This is a genomic window from Rhizobium sp. YTUHZ044 (assembly GCF_051123975.1).
Lineage (GTDB): Bacteria > Pseudomonadota > Alphaproteobacteria > Rhizobiales > Rhizobiaceae > Rhizobium.
On sequence record NZ_CP101430.1, the window covers coordinates 137,988 to 155,310 of the forward strand.

General features: G+C 60.6%; 16 protein-coding genes and 1 pseudogene. 6 read left to right on the forward strand and 11 right to left on the reverse strand.

The window, feature by feature from the left end; all coding sequences use genetic code 11:
• Nucleotides 1-20: 20 nt before the first annotated feature.
• The 3 genes and pseudogenes from NL154_RS30075 to NL154_RS30085 all read left to right on the forward strand — a co-directional run bounded on the left by NL154_RS30075 (nt 21) and on the right by NL154_RS30085 (nt 3,409).
• The gene (locus tag NL154_RS30075; protein WP_210633376.1) at nt 21-1,946 is read left to right on the forward strand and encodes a hybrid sensor histidine kinase/response regulator; all 1,926 of its coding nucleotides are present in this window, start codon (nt 21-23) and stop codon (nt 1,944-1,946) included.
• 276 nt (nt 1,947-2,222) lie between these two features.
• Entirely contained in the window at nt 2,223-2,666 is a 444-nt protein-coding gene (locus NL154_RS30080; RefSeq protein ID WP_210633378.1) for a pseudoazurin, read from the forward strand.
• 265 nt (nt 2,667-2,931) lie between these two features.
• Nucleotides 2,932-3,409: pseudogene (locus NL154_RS30085) on the forward strand (NUDIX hydrolase).
• 27 nt (nt 3,410-3,436) lie between these two features.
• Here NL154_RS30085 and NL154_RS30090 read toward each other — a convergent pair.
• On the reverse strand, nt 3,437-3,925 hold the full coding sequence (locus NL154_RS30090; protein ID WP_221123610.1) for a hypothetical protein: 489 nt from the start codon (nt 3,923-3,925) through the stop codon (nt 3,437-3,439).
• Nucleotides 3,926-4,091: 166 nt separating this feature from the next.
• A complete protein-coding gene (gene hemN, locus NL154_RS30095) occupies nt 4,092-5,444 on the reverse strand; it encodes an oxygen-independent coproporphyrinogen III oxidase (RefSeq protein ID WP_221124609.1) in 1,353 nt (450 codons plus the stop codon).
• A gap of 261 nt (nt 5,445-5,705) precedes the next feature.
• On the opposite strand from hemN, the gene NL154_RS30100 reads away from it, so the two are divergent.
• Nucleotides 5,706-6,038, forward strand: a complete 333-nt coding sequence (locus NL154_RS30100; RefSeq protein ID WP_221123601.1) for a hypothetical protein — start codon at nt 5,706-5,708, stop codon at nt 6,036-6,038.
• 132 nt (nt 6,039-6,170) lie between these two features.
• Nucleotides 6,171-6,896, forward strand: coding sequence for a response regulator (locus NL154_RS30105; RefSeq protein ID WP_221123602.1), 726 nt, complete (start codon nt 6,171-6,173; stop codon nt 6,894-6,896).
• Nucleotides 6,897-6,956: 60 nt separating this feature from the next.
• On the opposite strand, the gene NL154_RS30110 is transcribed toward NL154_RS30105, so the two are convergent.
• The 6 genes from NL154_RS30110 to NL154_RS30135 form a co-directional block, all read right to left on the reverse strand.
• Nucleotides 6,957-7,883 carry a ribokinase gene (locus NL154_RS30110; RefSeq protein WP_221123603.1) on the reverse strand — a complete coding sequence of 309 codons (927 nt, stop codon included), beginning with the start codon at nt 7,881-7,883 and terminating at the stop codon, nt 6,957-6,959.
• Entirely contained in the window at nt 7,880-8,341 is a 462-nt protein-coding gene (locus NL154_RS30115; protein WP_184459996.1) for an RbsD/FucU family protein, read from the reverse strand. The genes NL154_RS30110 and NL154_RS30115 overlap by 4 nt, the downstream gene beginning before the upstream one ends.
• A gap of 41 nt (nt 8,342-8,382) precedes the next feature.
• Complete coding sequence (locus tag NL154_RS30120) at nt 8,383-9,438, reverse strand: LacI family DNA-binding transcriptional regulator (RefSeq protein WP_221123604.1); 1,056 nt, start codon at nt 9,436-9,438, stop codon at nt 8,383-8,385.
• 17 nt (nt 9,439-9,455) lie between these two features.
• The gene (locus NL154_RS30125; protein ID WP_183700060.1) at nt 9,456-10,367 is read right to left on the reverse strand and encodes a carbohydrate ABC transporter permease; all 912 of its coding nucleotides are present in this window, start codon (nt 10,365-10,367) and stop codon (nt 9,456-9,458) included.
• Entirely contained in the window at nt 10,367-11,485 is a 1,119-nt protein-coding gene (locus NL154_RS30130) for a carbohydrate ABC transporter permease (protein WP_221123605.1), read from the reverse strand. Before NL154_RS30130 ends, NL154_RS30125 begins: the two co-directional genes overlap by 1 nt.
• A 72-nt stretch (nt 11,486-11,557) precedes the next feature.
• Nucleotides 11,558-13,198, reverse strand: a complete 1,641-nt coding sequence (locus NL154_RS30135; protein WP_221123606.1) for an extracellular solute-binding protein — start codon at nt 13,196-13,198, stop codon at nt 11,558-11,560.
• 339 nt (nt 13,199-13,537) lie between these two features.
• Here NL154_RS30135 and NL154_RS30140 point away from each other — a divergent pair, with 339 nt between their 5' ends.
• Nucleotides 13,538-14,605: an ABC transporter ATP-binding protein gene (locus tag NL154_RS30140; RefSeq protein WP_434734559.1), complete on the forward strand. Its 1,068-nt coding sequence runs from the start codon at nt 13,538-13,540 to the stop codon at nt 14,603-14,605.
• 138 nt (nt 14,606-14,743) lie between these two features.
• Here NL154_RS30140 and NL154_RS30145 read toward each other — a convergent pair whose 3' ends face one another.
• Genes NL154_RS30145 through NL154_RS30155 form a run of 3 tightly spaced genes read right to left on the reverse strand, consistent with a single transcriptional unit; the run spans nt 14,744 to nt 17,321 of the window.
• Nucleotides 14,744-16,081, reverse strand: coding sequence for a sensor histidine kinase (locus tag NL154_RS30145; protein ID WP_210633400.1), 1,338 nt, complete (start codon nt 16,079-16,081; stop codon nt 14,744-14,746).
• The gene (locus NL154_RS30150) at nt 16,078-16,755 is read right to left on the reverse strand and encodes a response regulator (protein WP_210633401.1); all 678 of its coding nucleotides are present in this window, start codon (nt 16,753-16,755) and stop codon (nt 16,078-16,080) included. Before NL154_RS30150 ends, NL154_RS30145 begins: the two co-directional genes overlap by 4 nt.
• A complete protein-coding gene (locus NL154_RS30155) occupies nt 16,752-17,321 on the reverse strand; it encodes a cytochrome b/b6 domain-containing protein (RefSeq protein WP_210633402.1) in 570 nt (189 codons plus the stop codon). Before NL154_RS30155 ends, NL154_RS30150 begins: the two co-directional genes overlap by 4 nt.
• Between the last annotated feature and the right edge of the window lie 2 nt (nt 17,322-17,323).

Here is a 17,323-nt window from a genome sequence, read left to right on the forward strand (position 1 = left end):
AAGCCGGAGGATCGACATTCATGCCTCACCGCCTCGTGTCACCGAGAACCGCATCGCCGCAGGAGCTGGATGCCATGGTGCACGTGCTCGACGGAGCGGATATCATGGTTCATCGTTTCGACGGAACGATCACGCATTGGTCGATCGGCTGCGAGAACATGTATGGCTGGGCAAGAGAGGAGGCCGTCAGCGAGAAGGTCCACGAACTTCTGGCGACGAAGTTTCCCGAACCGGCGGAAAACATCCGCGATCAGTTGAAATCGCGCGGCTTCTGGCACGGCGAAATCATTCATCGCCATAAGAGCGGGCACGACATCCATGTCGCCTCCCGCTGCGTGCTGGTCAATCTGCCGGACGGAGAGCTTACCGTCATCCAGACAAACAGCGATGTCAGCGCCCTGAGGCAGGCTCAGGAGGCGGTCAAGTCGCGTGAGGCACATCTCAGTTCGATCCTCGATACAGTGCCCGACGCAATGGTAGTCATTGACCACAAGGGAACGGTACTGTCGTTCAGCAAGGCTGCCGAAAAACTGTTCGGAATGCCGGCGGAGGAGATTTGCGGCCGTAATGTCAGCAATCTGATGCCGAATCCCTACCGCGACGCCCACGACGGCTATATCGACCACTACATCGAAACCGGCGAGAAGCGCATCATCGGCTACGGGCGCGTCGTAACCGGACAGCGGGCCGATGGATCGCAATTCCCCATGGAATTGCACGTTGGCGAGGCGACGGCCAATGGCGAGCGGATTTTCACGGGTTTCGTCCGCGATCTGACGAGCCGATTCAAGATCGAGGAGGATCTCCGTCAGGCCCAGAAGATGGAAGCCGTCGGCCAATTAACGGGTGGCATCGCGCACGATTTCAACAATCTTCTCACCGTCATCAGCGGCAATCTCGAAATGATTGAGGACAAGCTGCCCTCCGGAAGCCTTCGAGACATTCTCCACGAGGCTCAGGCCGCCGCGCAGGACGGGGCGATCCTGACCGGCCAGCTGCTGGCTTTCGGCCGACGGCAGCCGCTGAATCCCAAACATGCCGATCTCGGTCAGCTCCTCAGCGGCTTTTCGGATATGCTGCGACGAACGCTCGGCGAAGATATCAGGCTGTCGACCGTCATTGACGGGTCGGGCCTCAACGTCCTCGTCGACAGTTCACAGCTTCAGAACGCCATTCTCAATATTGCCCTGAACGCAAGGGACGCCATGCCGAAGGGCGGCAGTCTGACGACAACGATTTCGCACGTCCATCTCGATGCCGATTATGCGAAAATGTATCCGGAGGTGCGCAGCGGCAACTTTGTCCTCATTACCATGACGGACACCGGCACGGGCATGACCGAGGAGGTCAGGAAGCGCGCGATCGAGCCGTTTTTCACCACCAAGGAGGTCGGCTCGGGCACGGGGCTCGGACTCAGCATGGTCTATGGTTTCGTCAAACAGTCGGGCGGGCATCTCCAGCTTTACAGTGAGGTGGGGCGCGGCACGACGGTCAGGATATATCTGCCGGCGGTCAACGGGGTAAAACCCCGGGAGCCCGCGGCGGATGATGGCAGCGGCGAGAGCCAGCTGCCGCGCGGCGACGAAACGGTGCTGGTCGTCGAGGATGATGCCCGCGTCCGCCGCGTGGCCGTCGCCAGGCTCGCCTCAATGGGCTACAGGGTGCGTGAAGCCGAAAACGGCCACCGTGCACTCGACCTCCTGCGGGAAAATCCCGAAATCGCGCTGCTGTTCACCGATATCGTCATGCCGGGCGGGATGACGGGCGACGAACTCGCACGACAGGTGCGCCTCCAGCGTCCCGACATCGCGGTTTTGTTCACCTCCGGATATAGCGAGCCGGGCCTTGCGGGCAAAGGCATCGTTCCCGGCGCACAGTGGCTGCGCAAGCCCTATACCGCCAAGGAACTGGGGTTGAAGATCCGCGAGCTTCTCGACGCGAGGTGATCTCGGACCTGCTGCCATCTCGAATTGCTGACGCTCGCCAGGCGAACGTCCTCCCGGTCATCTGCGTCGCCTGACGGCTTCGTCGGAACGCTCCGGCAATTGGCGCAAGGCCGTATGGCCGAGTAAGGCAAGGCCATTCCTGGTGTGGCGGGCAACAGCCAAAAACTGATCTTCAGCTTTTTCCGGGAATTTGACGGGCGTCAAAGAGGCCGGTTTCGGCATCTCCTAAAACAGGTTCATGAGGCTGATCGAGCCTCGCAGAACAGGAGATTGCAAATGCGTTTGAAATTCGGTCTGATCGCTGCGGCGGCAGCCTTGATTGCCTCGGCAGCGCCGTTGCTGGCCGCCGACCACCAGGTTCAGATGCTCAACAAGGGCGCCGACGGCGCAATGGTGTTCGAGCCCGGCTTCTTGAAGATCGCCCCCGGCGACACCGTCACCTTCATTCCCACCGACAAGAGCCACAACGTCGAGACCTTCAAGGGCCTCATTCCGGATGGCGTCGCCGAATTCAAATCCAAGCCGAACGAACAGTATCAGGCCAAATTCGATGTTGCCGGCGCCTATGTCCTGAAATGCACGCCGCATGCCGGCATGGGCATGGTTGCCTTGATCCAGGTCGGCGACAGCCCGGCCAATCTCGAAGCGATCAAGACGGCAAAGGTGCCGAACATGGTACGCAAGCGGCTCGATGCCGATCTTGTCCATATCGCCCAGTGATCAACGACCGGTGCGGATGGCCGTGATCGCGCGCCATCCCGCACGATGGAGAACCATCATGTTCAAGCCTGTGATGCTTGCTTTCGCGGCGGTTGTCTGTGCGGCCGGCGCAGCTGTTAGATGCCGGCTGGCAACGAGACGCTGGACCGGCGCCGGCCGGAGTCATTCGGCGCATTTCAAAAGCAGCCTGTCGGAATGACGGTCACTGCGGAATTCAACCGTCGCGTCTGCTTGCCAAGGTGAACAACCGACACATCTGAATTCTATGAACAAGGCCCCGACACTCTTGTCCCAGCTAGCCGACCATGCCGAGACAATCCTCCTCGGCAAGGCCCTGGAGCAATTCGGTGCGCTTTGCCTGCGTGATGGACCGGGCGGCGGTTATGAGGTCCTGCTCATCACGACGCGCGAAACGGTGGACCATTCCGAAGGGCTGGCCCATCAAGGGTCTCGCGCCGCATGAGGTGGTCGAGCGTGAGGCCTGGGAAGAAGCGGGTGTGAAGGGGCGGGCGAAGAAACGCGCTTTCGGCTGCTTCTCCTATCTCAAGACGCTTCAGGATGGGAAACAGGTGGCGTCATTCGTGACGGTGCACGTCATGACGGTTCGCCACACCAAGTCCCGTTTCCCGGAGCACAAGGAGCGCAAGCTCGCCTGGATGCCGCCTCTCGAGGCGGCCTCAATGGTGAACGAGCCGGAATTGAAAAGCCTGTTGCGGCGCGTGGACCGGCAAGCGCGTTCTTGAGATGTCGGCACGGTAATCCGGCTTTGCTCAGGCTGCTTCGGTCCGATTGGTCGCCTCCTCCAGCCGCGCTGCAGTTTCCGTCGCCCGCTGCATTAACGTCATGATCTCGCGTTCGGACCGGATATGACTGCGCATCGAGCAGAAGAACGAACGCAGCTGATATCCGACAGTTTCCCAGGACAGCCGGCAGCCCCCCTCGCCCACCGTTTCCAGGGTGACGGCCACGTCTCGCGCGGCGCCAAGACCCACCAGGCGGCCTGCCCGCCGCCGTTCTTCCGCGCCGGCTTTTTCCGCGGCGTCCATGATCAATCCGAGCCGGGAGGAGATCAGCCGCTGTTCGAGCTCATGCGTCGTCTGCAGCAGCGGAAGCAGGCCGCGAGAGATGCGGTCGCAAAGATCTTCGTCTATGTGGCAAGGCAGGAAATCGGCGATTGCCTGGAGCACGTCGCACCACAACATCAGTTGGTCGTAGCAGCGTTCGAGTTCCATGAAATCGGTCGGAATCGGTTTGTTCATCATATTACCTCTGCAAGAAATGACCGGCGATCTCTACTGCCGTGTGACAAACGCGAAGACGGTGCTGGCGCACCCCTGCCAGCAATCTATCAACCCACCGCCTGAAGGGCATGAGTAAACAGGCCGGAGTCATGGATCGGCACTTCCGGCCTGGCTCTGATTCAGGTCAGGCGGCCTTGCTGTGCGTGCGTCCGTGCGAGCCGAAATAGGCGTCGAATGCCGCCGCGACGGCACGGACCATGAAGCGTGCATCCTGAGATACGACGATCCGCTCGCCGCTGATCGCCACGACGCCGTCGGCCACCAGCTCGCCTAGGCGCTCGTTGCGTTCGACAAGGAAGCCGGTGTCGAAACCCGAGCCGCTGCTCACCTTTCCGAGATCGACCTCGAAATCGCACATCAGCCTTTCGATGATTCTCGCGCGAAGTTTGTCCTCTTCGCTGAGAAGATAACCCTTGGCCGTGGGCAGCATGCCGGCGGCAACCCGCTCGGCATAAAGTCCGAGAGGCACGTGGTTCTGCATATAGCCGCTCGGCAGCCGTCCGATCGCGGAAGCGCCAAGGCCGATGAGGCTATCGCAATCATCCGTGGTATAGCCCTGGAAGTTCCGTCTCATCGTGCCGTTGCGGGCGGCAAGTGCGAGCTGATCCTGCGGCAGTGCAAAATGATCGAGCCCGATACGCACATATCCGGCTTGTTGAAGCTCCCGGGCGATGGCTTCGGCCTGCTCATTCCGCTGTTTTGCGTCCGGCAGCGATGCTTCGTCGATTAGGCGTTGATGCTTCTTGAAGGTGGGTATGTGGGCGTAACCGAAGACGGCGAAACGTTCGGGACGCAGCTCTGTGGCCAGGCGGACCGTTTCCAAGCAGGATTGTACCGTCTGCTTCGGAAGGCCATAGATCAGGTCGAAATTGATGCTGGTCACACCTGCGGACCGCAACTCGGCCACTGTCGTCTCCGTCTGCTCGAAGGACTGCAGCCGGTTGATTGCCGCCTGCACGACCGGATCGAAGCTCTGGACGCCGAGGCTCGCGCGATCGACGCCGTTTTCGCAGAGCGCATCGATCATGGGAGCGGCCAATCTGCGCGGATCGATCTCCACGGCAACACTGGCATCTGCCTCGAAAGCAAAGGCGCTCCTGAGCTTTGCCATCAGGGCGGAAAAGTCCCGAGGTTTCATGATTGTAGGGGTGCCGCCGCCGAAATGAACGTTCCTGACGGGCACGTCGTTTCCGGCGGCAAAGGAGACGAGTTCGATCTCCTGGTTCATCACATCAAGATATTCGACGACCGGGGCGTCCTGCCGGGTGTTGGTCGTGTGGCAGCCGCAGTACCAGCACATCGAATGGCAGAACGGTACGTGGAGATAAACCGAAACAGGCCCGGTCTTGCCGATATCGGCGAGACCGCGGGCATATTCATCCGGCCCAACGGTGGCCGAAAAAGCCGGTGCCGTCGGGTAACTCGTATAACGCGGAAGCCGCGCATCGCCGTATTTGGCGACCAGATCGTCGGACATTGTCACATCCCTTTTCAAAAGCAGGATGCCTTATGACCTCAGGCCGCACGCTCTTCCTTGTCCCAAATCAATGATGATGCCGTCGGCGTGGAAATTGTCCGGATATTTGTCCATATCCTTTCGGTCACGGCGCGGATGTTTCGGTGCCGACCTCTCGCCCTGTTCATTTGATCGAAGTCAAAGCGTCGTACGACCGGCGTCGTAACTTGGAGAAAAAAATTCAGAAGCCGCAGCGACGAACCAACGATCCGGAGCGATGGAATGCCATATGAAATCGTCACAGCAAATCTCGACGCGAAAGACAAGTCGGGGCGTATCGATGTGCGGTTCGGGCCCGACATGAAGACCGTCATCGTGTCGCGGCGGGCATTGCTGTCGGTGGCCTCGCCGCCGCGGGCTACCGAATTCCGCCTTCTTCAATACGTCGACACTTTCTGCCAGATAGCCGCGCGCCGCCTTGCCTCCACGAGCGCAAACACGGTTCGGATCACAGCGAACGATGTCCGCGGATGGCTCTGCGCGTGGCAATCCTCGCCGGCTCCCGTTCCGATGCAGACCAAACGCCATCGGCTGCACGATGCCAGGCCCGCGTAATTCTGGCCGGAATGGATTTGCGGTTTACGATGAGGACAACGACCGCCTGGTGGTGACACCAGCTTGACGGGCATGTTAAAGACGATGCCATTGAAGACGATCTGTAACGAGCAACGGCTTGGCGGATGGACGATGGCAGCACTTCAACATGACGCGCATCTTCTCGTCGTCGACGATGACCCGCGCATTCGCCAGATGTTGACGCGCTACTTCGAGGACGAGGGTTACACGGTCTCTTCCGCCGCCGACGGAATCGAGATGCGCGTGCGCCTGCGCCAGCAGAATTTCGACGCCGTCCTGCTCGACCTCGTTCTTCCCGGCGGCACGGATGGCCTTGACCTCGCCCGCGAAATTCGCGCCCAGTCCGACGTGCCGATCATGATGCTGACGGGCCGTGACGACGTCGTCGATCGAATCGTCGGTCTGGAAGTCGGTGCCGACGATTACATCGCCAAGCCCTTCCATCTCCGGGAGGTTCATGCCCGCCTGAAATCGATCCTGCGCCGCCGGCAAGCTCCTGCGCGCAGTGCCGAGGCGGCCGGCGAGGAGATTGTCGGCTTCGAAGACTGGAAGCTCAATCTCAGCCGCAGGCAGCTTTTCGATCCGGAAGGCACGGAAATCGAGTTGACGACCGGCGAGTTCGATATGCTGACGACCTTCGTCCGGCATGCCGGACGGGTTCTGACCCGCGACGTGCTGATGGATCTGACCCGGGGCCGAAGCCTCGAAGCTTTCGACCGGACGATCGATGCCCAGATCGTCCGGCTGCGGCGCAAGATTGAGACGGACCCGAAGAAGCCTCAATTCATCAAGGCCGTGCGCGGCGTCGGCTACGTCTTTACCGCAAGGCTGGATTGACGGCTTCTGGAGATGGCGAGGCTGACACGCCCCGCCCAATTCCCCTGCGACGGCCAGTCATCAGGAGCCAAGCAAGGCGCTGATCTCGGCGCGAGAAGGCATGGCGGGGGCCGTACCCGGCCGTGTTACGGCGATCGCGGCAGTCGCGCAGCCGAAACGGACGGCCTCGATTGGCGCCCGGCCTTCGGAGATCGCCGTCGCGAACCCACCGAGAAAGGCGTCGCCGGCTCCGGTTGTGTCAACGACATTTCCCGCCGAAAATGCGGGGACGAATTCGCTCTGCTCGGCGGTGTGATAGAGCGCACCGCGCGCGCCGAGCGTGATGACCGCTGCGCGCGCGCCTCGGGCGACCAGCGTGCGCGCCGCCGCACGCGCCTGTTCATCGGTTTCGATCGCATGGCCCACCAGTTGCGCCGCTTCGACTTCGTTGGGAACGATGAAATCGCTCAGGCCATAGATGCTGTCCGGGATGGTGCTGGCCGGCGCCGGGTTGAAGATGGTCGTGGCCCCTGCCCTTTTGGCGATCGACAGGCCATGCAGGGCCGCTTCCAGCGGTTGTTCGAGCTGTGTCATGAAGATAGCAGCACTTTCGATCGCTGCCCGGTTCGCTTCGACATCTTCGATGCCGATCAGCCCTGCGGCGCCCGGCACCACGATGATGGCATTGTCGCCGCTCGCTTCGTCGACGAAGATGAAGGCAGCGCCCGTGGAAACCCCGTCCATCTTCATCACATTGGCTGTGACACCCGCCTCCGCATAGGCCGCAAGGGCCATCGCGCCGAACGCGTCGTTGCCCACCCGTGAAATGAAAGTCACCTTGCCGCCGGCTTTTGCCGCGGCGATCGCCTGGTTGGAGCCCTTGCCTCCCGGCCCGAGCGTAAAACCCGACCCCATCAGCGTCTCGGCGATTTGGGGCAAGCGCTTTGCCTTATAGGCGGTGTCGGCGGCAAAAATGCCTAAGATGACGATCCCGCTTTTCTCGCTCATCGCACGGCCTCTTCCGCTGGAATGACGCCCTTGGTCAAAAGGAAGCATCCATAGAACCGCAGTTCCCCGGTTGCGATCACGCAATAGGCCTTTTTGGCGATGTCGTAGAACGCCATGCGTTCGACGGGATACATCGGCGACGGCTTGCCTTCGGCCCGGTCGACAATCGACTGTACTTCCTGTTGGATCGGCGGGATTTCATCCGGTTTGCCGATCACTTCCATGCGTCCGACCGACGGCTGAATCGGCGTGTCCAAAGGCAGGACCGAAAGGACCGCGTCGATCGCCTGCGGCGCGGGAATGTTTTCCATGGTCAGCAGTTTACCCAGACGCGTCTGGCGGGCTATCGAATCCGATGGAAAATTCATGTCGGAGATGACGAGATAGTCGCCATGTCCCATGTTGCTAAGTGCCTGAAGAATGTCGCCATTGAGTTCGGCCCGAATTCCCTTGAGCATTGATCTTCCATCCTTTCTCTAGCCGGAGCGCCGGCCGTGCTTCAATTTCTGTCCCGGCGATGTCCGGCTCGGAGCGCCCGTGCGCCTTTCGGTTCGCCAGGTTGCGGGCACGGGCCGCTCGAACCGCGCACGATCAGCGATCCGTCCACCATTTCGTCCCCCTTGCCCGGCGGTTCCTCCAGGAGAAGGCTGACCGCGCGCCGCGCCAGCATGTCGGCTGGCTGGCGTATGGTTGTCAGCCGCGGCACCACGAGATTGGCAAGCGAAATGTCGTCGAAACCGGTGACGGACAGTTTTCGCGGCACATCGATCTTAAGGTCACGGGCGGCGCGCAATGCGCCGATCGCCTGCTGGTCGCTGGCGGCGGCTATCGCCGTCGGCCGATCCTGCGGCGGGCGCGAAAGCAGCTCGCGGGCAATTCTTTCGCCGGATTCATAGTCGAATCTGCCATGGGCGATTTGCAGTTCGACAGGCTCGCCGGTCTTGCCGAAGCCGTCCATGCGGCTGACGAAGGCCTCCTTGCGCATGCGCCCTGCCTCAGTGTCGGTCGGCCCGGAAATATAAGCGATGCGCCGGTGCCCCAGCCCATAGAGATGATCGGCAATCAGCGTGGCCGCCTGCGCATGGTTGGTCGACACCAGGGGAAAGGCGCCGAAGCGCCGGTCCAGCGATATGACCGGGACCGAGGCTGGCAGATCGAGACCTGAACCGTCGCTCGAAGCCACCACGATGATGCCGCGCACCGATCGGTCGAGAAAAGCCGAAACGTGGCTCTGCTCCGCCTCGCTGTCGTTATGCGAGCTTGCCAGCATAAGGCTGTGACCGCATTCGAGCGCCGCACGCTCGATGCTTGCCGCAAGCTGCGCAAAAAAAGGATTGGTGATGTCGGGAACGACGAGGCCGATAACGTCGGTTCTGCTGGTACGCAAGGCTCGTGCGGTCACGTTCGGCCGGTAACCGAGCGCCGAAATAGCGTCGTTGACCCTTTCCCGCAGCAGGGGTTTGACCGCGGCTTCGCCCGACAGAACGCGCGAAACGGTGCCCACGGAGACGCCCGCATATTCGGCGACATCCTTGACTGTGGGCATCTTTGGCATGTTCAAACGTCCCGCGGCTATTTTACCGCTCCTGCGGTCATCCCGGCGATGATGTGCTTTTCCAACACGACGCCGACGATGACCAGCGGAAGGATACCAGCGGTGGAAAGGGCAGCCATCGACCACCAGTTGATGCCCTGGCTGCCGGTCTGGCTGGCGATCATCACCGGCAGCGTGTTCGTGTTGGTCGAGGTCAGCAATGCGGCGAAGAAATATTCATTCCAGCACAGGATCAGCGCCAAAAGGAAGGCGGCAACCATGCCCGGCAGTACGAGCGGCACGATGATGCGGGCAAACGCGCCCCAGATCGACAGGCCGTCGACCAGCGCGGCCTCCTCGAGCTCGACCGGTATGGTCGCGAACTGATCGCGCATGATCCAGACGACGATCGGCAGGACCATCAGCGTATAGACGGCGATCATGCCGGCATAGGTGTCGAGCAGCGCCAGCTCCTTGTAGAGAACCAGGAATGGCAGGGCGAGGACGACAGGCGGCATGATGAGCTGCGACAGGAAGAAAAAGGAAATGTCGGAATTGCGCATATGGCCGAATTTATAGGAGAAACGGCTGAGGCCGTAGGCGGCGAGCGATCCGAGCACAACCGCAAGAGCGGATGCCGTGACGGAGATGATCACGCTGTTCCAGAGCCTGCGCATGAATTCATCACGCACCGTCGAAATCTGGGGAATCGTATCGGGAGAGAGGCCGAGCGAGCGCCAGCCGAGCCAGTTGGGCGCGAAATTGAACCAGGGGATCAGATTGCCGCGCATGACATCTGCGGCTGTCTTGAATGAGGTCGAAACCGTCCAGAACAGCGGGAAGATGCAGACACACGCCCAGATGACGAGCAGGCCGTAGACCGCCAAACGCATGGCCCACCAGCGAATGCGTTGGCCCCGTCCGTATTTTTCGAAATCGATGCGAACCATCAGAGCCTTCCTGTCATCCGCTTGACGATACGGTCGGAGATCTTCATCAGCCCCGTCATGCCGACGACGATGATCACCAGATAGACGAGCGCGAGCAGGGTTCCGTATCCGACATTCGAACGGTCGCGGTATTCGCGATAGATGAAACTGGTGACGGAATCCGTCGCTCCTCCGGGGCCTCCCGATGTCACCGTGATGATGATGTCGGCGAGCTTCAACTTGAAGATGATGCGGATCATTACTGCCGTGACCGACACTGGCAGCATCAGCGGGAAAATCACCTGCCAGAAGCGCTGCCATTTGGTGGCGCCGTCGACCTCGGCCGCCTCCAGCACCTCCCTCGACAAGGCCTGCAATCCGGCGAGCAGCATGATCATCATGAAGGGAATGAAGGTCCAGGCATCCATGATCATGATCGAAAGGCGCGCCGTCAGCGGATCGCCGAAAAAGGACGGGTTTTCCCAGCCGAGCCAGCGGGCCATGCGCGCGATCGGGCCGAAACGGGTCTCCAGCATCGACTTGCCGACCATCCAACTCACCGCAACCGGCGACAGCATCAAGGGCACAAGGAAGGTGACCCGCCAGAACTTCCGGGCAATGATTTCCTGGTTGAGGAGCAGCGCCAGGCCGAAGGCGATCGCATATTCGACGGCAATCGCAAGGCAATAAAGGATCATGTTGAGCAAGGCATTGGCATAGAACGGATCGGCGATCATCCGGCGCACATTGTCGAGCCCGTTGAAGCGCCGCCCGGCAGAAGAGGCGAGGTTCCAATCCGAAAAGCCGATCCAGAGCGCAAAGAGCAGCGGGAAGACCACCATCGATACGACGAAAAGTGCGGCCGGCAGAACAAAGAGCGCCTTCTTGCCGGCCTCGCCGTATATGACGACGCGGGTGACGCAGAGAACCGCGGCCCAAATGAAATAGGCGTAGAGAACCGGCCGCCAGTTGGCAAAGCCCCAATCGGTCCAGCCAAGTTCGTGGACAGCCTGCAATACAAAGGATGCCATGAACCATATGGCGCTCAGCCACAGAGCCGAGCGGCCCCAAAAACGGCGGCTCGCGGAAATGGAGCCGGCTTCGACCGTGTGGAGCAGGTCGCCTTCGACTGTCGACATTGATATTCCTCGCCCGGACAGGATGGGCGCTGGCGAAGCCTTTCAGTCCGCCAGCGCGTTTATGTCAATCGATCAGAGCCCGAGGCTCGTCCGATAGAGCTTCAGCTGGCTATCACGGCCGATCTGGTCGGTGATCTTTTCCCAGGCGGCTGCAATCGCATCCGCGGTTTCCTGTGCCGACTTGTATTGTCCGGCAAAGCCCTTCGCCAATTCGTCCTCCGCAACGGAGTAGTATTGGAAGATGCCGGGGATGCGCGGCTCGATCGCAGCGTTCGGATGGTTGTAGCTGTCGGCGTTCGAACCCAGATAGTCCTCGATGTAGGCGCGGTCGTAACCTGCCTTTTCCCATTCGTCGTAGTTGAAGTGCGACTGACGATAGGGCTGGAAACCGGACGGATAGGCCGACGTCCAAAGGGAAAGATCCTTGCCGCCGAGATGGGCTGCAGCAGACCAGGCCGCCTTGCGCTTTTTCTCGTCGCTGGAGACCCGTTTGGTGACGTAGATGCCCCAGCCGAGATAGGCCATGTTGGGCGCTTCGTTATACTTGTCTTCCCATTGCCCGGACTTGCGGTTGTAGACGCGGTTGGAGCCGCGGTTGATGCCGAAACCGACCACGTCGCCGACGACCGAGGTATCCGAGGTGCGCGCGCTGGAGCCGACGTCGCCCCACCACATCAGCATTGCGCCGGTGCCTGCCAGGAACTGCGAGAAGGCGGTGGTGCCGGGGTCCGCATTGATCTGGTCGGCGGGATAGGCCTTGGCCGCGATCAGATCCAGCACATCCTGGATCGCCTGGACCCAGGCGGGGTTGTTGACCAGCGGCTTCATGTTCTCAGGATCGAACAGCCAGGCTGGATCGCCGGGGTATTTGGCATAGGCCGTCGCCCGGTTCTCGATGAAATAGAAGCCGAAGCCGCCCCAGCCCTTGAGCGGGTCGAGATAGCCGTAGGCCGGCTGGCCGGTCAGCGGATCGGTCTTGCCGATCAGCGCCTTGGACGCTGCGTTGACGTCCTGCCAGGTCTTCGGCGGCTCGGCCATGCCGCTGATCGAGCCTTCGCCGAAGTAATCCTTGCGATAGGCGAAGGTGTGGCAGTCGCCATCGATCGTGACGCGATAGGTCTTGCCGTCCCAGGTGCCGACCGGCGGCTTCAGGTAGCTCACCAGGTCGTCGGCTTCGACCTGCTTTGCAGCCCAATCAGGCATCTCGTCGAGAAGCCCGCGTCCGGCGGTATCGCCTTCGAAAGGCGCGCCCATTTCAAGGATGTCGAAATCAACCGTGCCGGTTGCGATCGACTGCTGAAGGCGGGCGTTGTAATCGGCCTGGGCAAGGTCGATCCAGTTGATCTTGGCGCCGGTATAGGCTTCCCAAGGCTTCAGGAAGCCGCGGAACAGGAAGTTGTGCAGATTCTGGTTGTTGAGCCCCATGAAGGTCAGCTCGACGCCGGCGAATTCGCCCTGCTTGACATTGGCCTTGGTCGGGCCGAGGCAGAGCTCGCCGACCTTCTGCCAGTCCGCGTCCGTCGGCGAACCCTTGCCGACGCCGGGGATCTGCAGGATCTGGGCGCGCAGGTCATCGGCCGCGAATGCGGTGCCGGCAATTCCGCCCATCGCGCCGGACAGGCCGAGCAGAGCCGCCGCACTTGCCGTTCCGCGCAAAAGGTCGCGGCGGCTTGCCTGACGGCGCATCAATGCATCGTAAATTTCGACTTTCATGTCTTCCTCCTCCACGTTTGGTGCGCTGCCGCCAGCCAGTGTTCCGGATAGGCTCCGGCCCGAATTTGGGACTGGTCTCGTGCAGAACTATCTGGTAAACAAGAAAATGAAACGTTTCATAATTCTTGTTTGAAACCGCTCCTCTCGGTCTCATCAGTGAGCATTAGACGGGAAGCGCAAAAAGTCAATAAAAAATGAAACGTTTCATGGAGGAGGTTCTGAAGGTATTTCGGATCGTGGCAGAGCGCACTTTCGCTGTGCCTCAAACTCTGGATACTGTCGAGAAATTCATCCCCTGGAACGTGTGCCGGGGGTGACCGGAAAGCGAGTGGGAGGCATATGGCTGAGGTCAATATTTCAGAGGCGCGGAAGGCATACGGCGCCTTAAACATCCTGCATGGGGTCAATATAGACATTCGCGATGGCGAGTTCGTGGTCCTCGTCGGCCCGTCCGGTTGCGGCAAGTCGACCTTGCTGCGCATGGTCGCAGGCCTCGAGAGCATTACCGGCGGCACCATCTCGATCGGCGGAAAGATCGTCAACAATCTGCCGCCGAAGGACCGTGATATTGCGATGGTCTTCCAGAGCTATGCGCTCTATCCGCACAAGACCGTTTCCGAGAACATGGTCTTCGCGCTGCGTCTGCAGAAGCAGCCGGCCGATGTCATCAAGCAGCGCCTACAGGCGGCGGCCGAAACCCTCGACCTCGTGCCCTATCTTGACCGCTATCCGCGCCAGCTTTCGGGCGGCCAGCGGCAGCGCGTAGCGATGGGGCGAGCCATTGTCCGATCGCCGCAAGTCTTCCTATTCGACGAGCCCCTGTCGAACCTCGATGCCAAGCTGCGCGTGCAGATGCGCAAGGAGATCAAGGAGCTCCACCAAAGGCTGAAGACCACGACCATTTACGTTACCCATGACCAGGTCGAAGCAATGACGATGGCCGACAAGATCGTGGTCATGCAGGGCGGCAAGGTCGAACAGACGGGAACGCCCCTGGAGCTTTACGACCGTCCCCGCAATACGTTCGTGGCCACCTTCATTGGCTCGCCGTCGATGAATCTGCTGAAAGGTCACTACAAGGCCGACGGTGCGGTCTTCGTCACGGAGACAGGCGATGAGATTGCGCTCGGCTTCACGCCGGAGGCGTCCGATGGCCAGCCTGTGCGCCTGGGCGTGCGGCCCGAACATCTGTCGCTCGCTCCGAGCGGCTTGAAGACGACCGTCAACGTCACCGAACCCACTGGCCACGAGACGATGGTATTTTTGCGCTACGGATCCGGCGAACTTGTCGCGGTGCTGTCCGAACGTCACGATTTCGAGCCCGGGCAGGCCGTAACGATCGCGGCCCGGCCGGGCAAGCTTCATCTGTTCGATGCGGAGTCCGGCAAGACGCTGCGACGGGATTGAGGAGCCGCTTGTTGCCGGCCGGCAGGCTGCGGCTGATGAGGTACGCGGCCCTCGTGGCGTTGACAATGAGTTCGAGAGCCGGTCCTTGACCGCCTGCCGTCGCTCAATACGACGACAGGACAGGCAGGGTGATGCTGGTCAGCACCGCCTGCGTCGCGCCACCACCGGCAATAAGAGTTCGAAGATGTTGCCGTGCCGCGATATGGAACGCCTCAACGATCCCTTATGAAGTTCCGCGATCCGTTCAACGATCTTAAGTCCTATTCCGAGGCCTTCCGCACTCTGGGTTTGATGGAGGAAACTGCCAAATACATCCTGTCGATCTTCGACCTGGATACCGTATTCTCCCACCCTGACAATGATCTTCGTTGAATCCGGCGTATGGCGAACCGCATTCTCGATCAGATTGCGAAGGGCGTCTTTCAATAGGGCTGGTGCTGCTCTGACACCTGCCGCCTCGATCTGGGCGAACACCTCCAGCGAATGCTTGTTTTCGTAAACCCAAGGTGCGAGCTGCTCGGCCACGCCTGTACAAAGAACGACGAGATCGACCTCTTCGAACGTGCTGTGATCGAACGTGTCCAGCCGCGCGAGCGCCGTCAGCTGGCTCACAAAATGCACGAGGTCATCGAGATCCGCCTCAGCTTTCCGCGCCCTCGGATGGTCAATACGGCCGAGTTCGAGTTTGATGGCCGCAAGCGGTGTGCGCACTTCATGGGCGATGCCCGATGTCAGTATCCTTTGCGATAGCATCAGCTCGCCAATTCGTTGGAACGCCCGGTTGACGGCCACCGCGAGATGGGCAATTTCTCGCGGCATTCCCTCGAAGGGCAGATGAGATCCGGAATCCATCGGATCGATGAGTTCGGCAGCATCGGCCGCGGCCTTCACAGGCTTCAGGGCGCGGCGAACCGATATTAAGGTTGCCCCGAGAACAAGTCCGAGCAAGATGCTCATCGGCACGATCATGTGCTCGAGGATCTCGTTCCAAAAGACGGCGGAGGCGAGATTCTCAGGATCGCCCACAGTGGCGACATCAACCAGAATCCGCTGCTCGCCGATCTGGAAAGCTCGGCCCCCGACAAGCGTAAGCGGTTTCCCTGGCTTGATGGTGCGAAGCCAAAAATCCGGAGGATTGACCTCCGCGGGCAGGAAACGGCTTTCGCAGGCATCGTCGCAGGACTCGAAGATAAGGTGGCCCCGGCCGTCGCGAATGCGGGCGACATAGCCGGTCTGCGGATGGGCATAACGCCGGCCTACAGCTGCCGGCAGCCTGTAGGTAACGGCTCCGTCCCTGCCACCGACGCCCGAGGCAAGCCGCTCTGTTTCCTGCTCGACATACAGGCGGGAAAGTTCCCCGACGTTCCAATAATAGTCAGAGAAGACGACGGCGAGCTGGACAAGCATCGCGACCATGGCGAAGAAGGCGATCCTTCGCGTCAGAATGGCCGTCAAGGTAGGAGCCGATCGAATCAACCTCGGTCCTCGCGCAGCATGTAACCGACGCCTCTCACGGTTTCGATGACGGCATTGGCGGGATGTCCCTCCAGTTTCCGCCGGAGCCGGGAGACCGCCAGCTCGACGGCGTTGCTGCTGCGCTCGTCACCGAACTCGGAGAAAGCGTGTTCCATCTTGCGCTTGGAAACCACGTTCCCGCCATTGCGCATCAGCAGTTCGAGCAGCGACTTTTCCGAGGGGGCGAGCGCCATTTCAATGCCGTTGCAGGTGACCTGGCGGGACGCCGCCTCAAACCTGACGTCGGCGAATTCCAGTGTCGGCATGGCTGTCATGGGCGAGCGCCGCATCAGGGCTCGAATCCGCGCGATCAACTCGCCATTGTTGAAGGGTTTGATCAAGTAGTCGTCAGCCCCGGCATCCAGCCCGGCGATCCGTTCGTCGACGGCCCCGCGTGCCGTCAGGACGAGCACCGGAATCTGCCGCTTCGCGAGACGCAGAGACTTCAACACGTCGAGGCCATCTTCGTCAGGCAGGCCAAGGTCAAGAAGAAGGAGATCGTAGCTTGTTCCGTCAAGCGCGAGACGGCCTTCATTTGCCGTAGCAAAGGCATCCATGCGCCAGCCGGCCTCGCGGATGGCTTCGCAAAGAAGATCGCGAAGCCGGACGCTGTCTTCGATCAGAAGAATTCTCATGCTCTCTTTCGACCTGTCACCATCGACCAGACGAGATTTTCCCGATGTCTCCAGCTCTCGACCAATGCCGCCCCGGCATGGATGAAGGCGAAGACCATGATGCTGTTGGCGATGACACCGTGCACTTCCTCGAGCCATTTGTCGCCCCAGAAGGCATCGAGCGTCGTCATCCAGCCACTGACCGCGGTCATTGCAAGAATCACCATGAGGCCCAGCATCATGATCGATGCCAGCGGATTATGGCCGATATAGCGTTGCTCGCTGCCATTGATCATGCCAAGGATCTGCGCCCTCACTTTGCCAGGTGTCGGGAAGAAGTCTCGGAACCGCGCATGCCTGGTTCCGACGAACCCCCAGATGATCCGTACGACGATGGCCATGGCAACGACGTAGCCGGTCAAACGGTGCCAATATTTTCCTTCCTCAAACACAAAAAGATTGAGGATGCAGGCCGTAACGACGGTCCAGTGAAACAGTCTGACGATTGGGTCCCAGACCTTGACGGTGCCGCTCGCGACCTGGGAGGGCCGGAGGCCCTCCTGCTTCTGCAACTCAATGGGCGCCATGG

Coding starts and splice junctions, on each gene's coding strand:
- NL154_RS30140 (WP_434734559.1), top strand. CDS start 13,538: ATGGCTGAGGTCAATATTTCAGAGGCGCGGAAGGCATACGGCGCCTTA.
- NL154_RS30100 (WP_221123601.1), top strand. CDS start 5,706: ATGCCATATGAAATCGTCACAGCAAATCTCGACGCGAAAGACAAGTCG.
- NL154_RS30120 (WP_221123604.1), bottom strand. CDS start 9,438: ATGCCAAAGATGCCCACAGTCAAGGATGTCGCCGAATATGCGGGCGTC.
- NL154_RS30150 (WP_210633401.1), bottom strand. CDS start 16,755: ATGAGAATTCTTCTGATCGAAGACAGCGTCCGGCTTCGCGATCTTCTT.
- NL154_RS30125 (WP_183700060.1), bottom strand. CDS start 10,367: ATGGTTCGCATCGATTTCGAAAAATACGGACGGGGCCAACGCATTCGC.
- NL154_RS30110 (WP_221123603.1), bottom strand. CDS start 7,883: ATGAGCGAGAAAAGCGGGATCGTCATCTTAGGCATTTTTGCCGCCGAC.
- NL154_RS30130 (WP_221123605.1), bottom strand. CDS start 11,485: ATGTCGACAGTCGAAGGCGACCTGCTCCACACGGTCGAAGCCGGCTCC.
- NL154_RS30155 (WP_210633402.1), bottom strand. CDS start 17,321: ATGGCGCCCATTGAGTTGCAGAAGCAGGAGGGCCTCCGGCCCTCCCAG.
- NL154_RS30105 (WP_221123602.1), top strand. CDS start 6,171: ATGGCAGCACTTCAACATGACGCGCATCTTCTCGTCGTCGACGATGAC.
- NL154_RS30080 (WP_210633378.1), top strand. CDS start 2,223: ATGCGTTTGAAATTCGGTCTGATCGCTGCGGCGGCAGCCTTGATTGCC.
- NL154_RS30090 (WP_221123610.1), bottom strand. CDS start 3,925: ATGAACAAACCGATTCCGACCGATTTCATGGAACTCGAACGCTGCTAC.
- NL154_RS30135 (WP_221123606.1), bottom strand. CDS start 13,198: ATGAAAGTCGAAATTTACGATGCATTGATGCGCCGTCAGGCAAGCCGC.
- NL154_RS30115 (WP_184459996.1), bottom strand. CDS start 8,341: ATGCTCAAGGGAATTCGGGCCGAACTCAATGGCGACATTCTTCAGGCA.
- hemN (WP_221124609.1), bottom strand. CDS start 5,444: ATGTCCGACGATCTGGTCGCCAAATACGGCGATGCGCGGCTTCCGCGT.
- NL154_RS30075 (WP_210633376.1), top strand. CDS start 21: ATGCCTCACCGCCTCGTGTCACCGAGAACCGCATCGCCGCAGGAGCTG.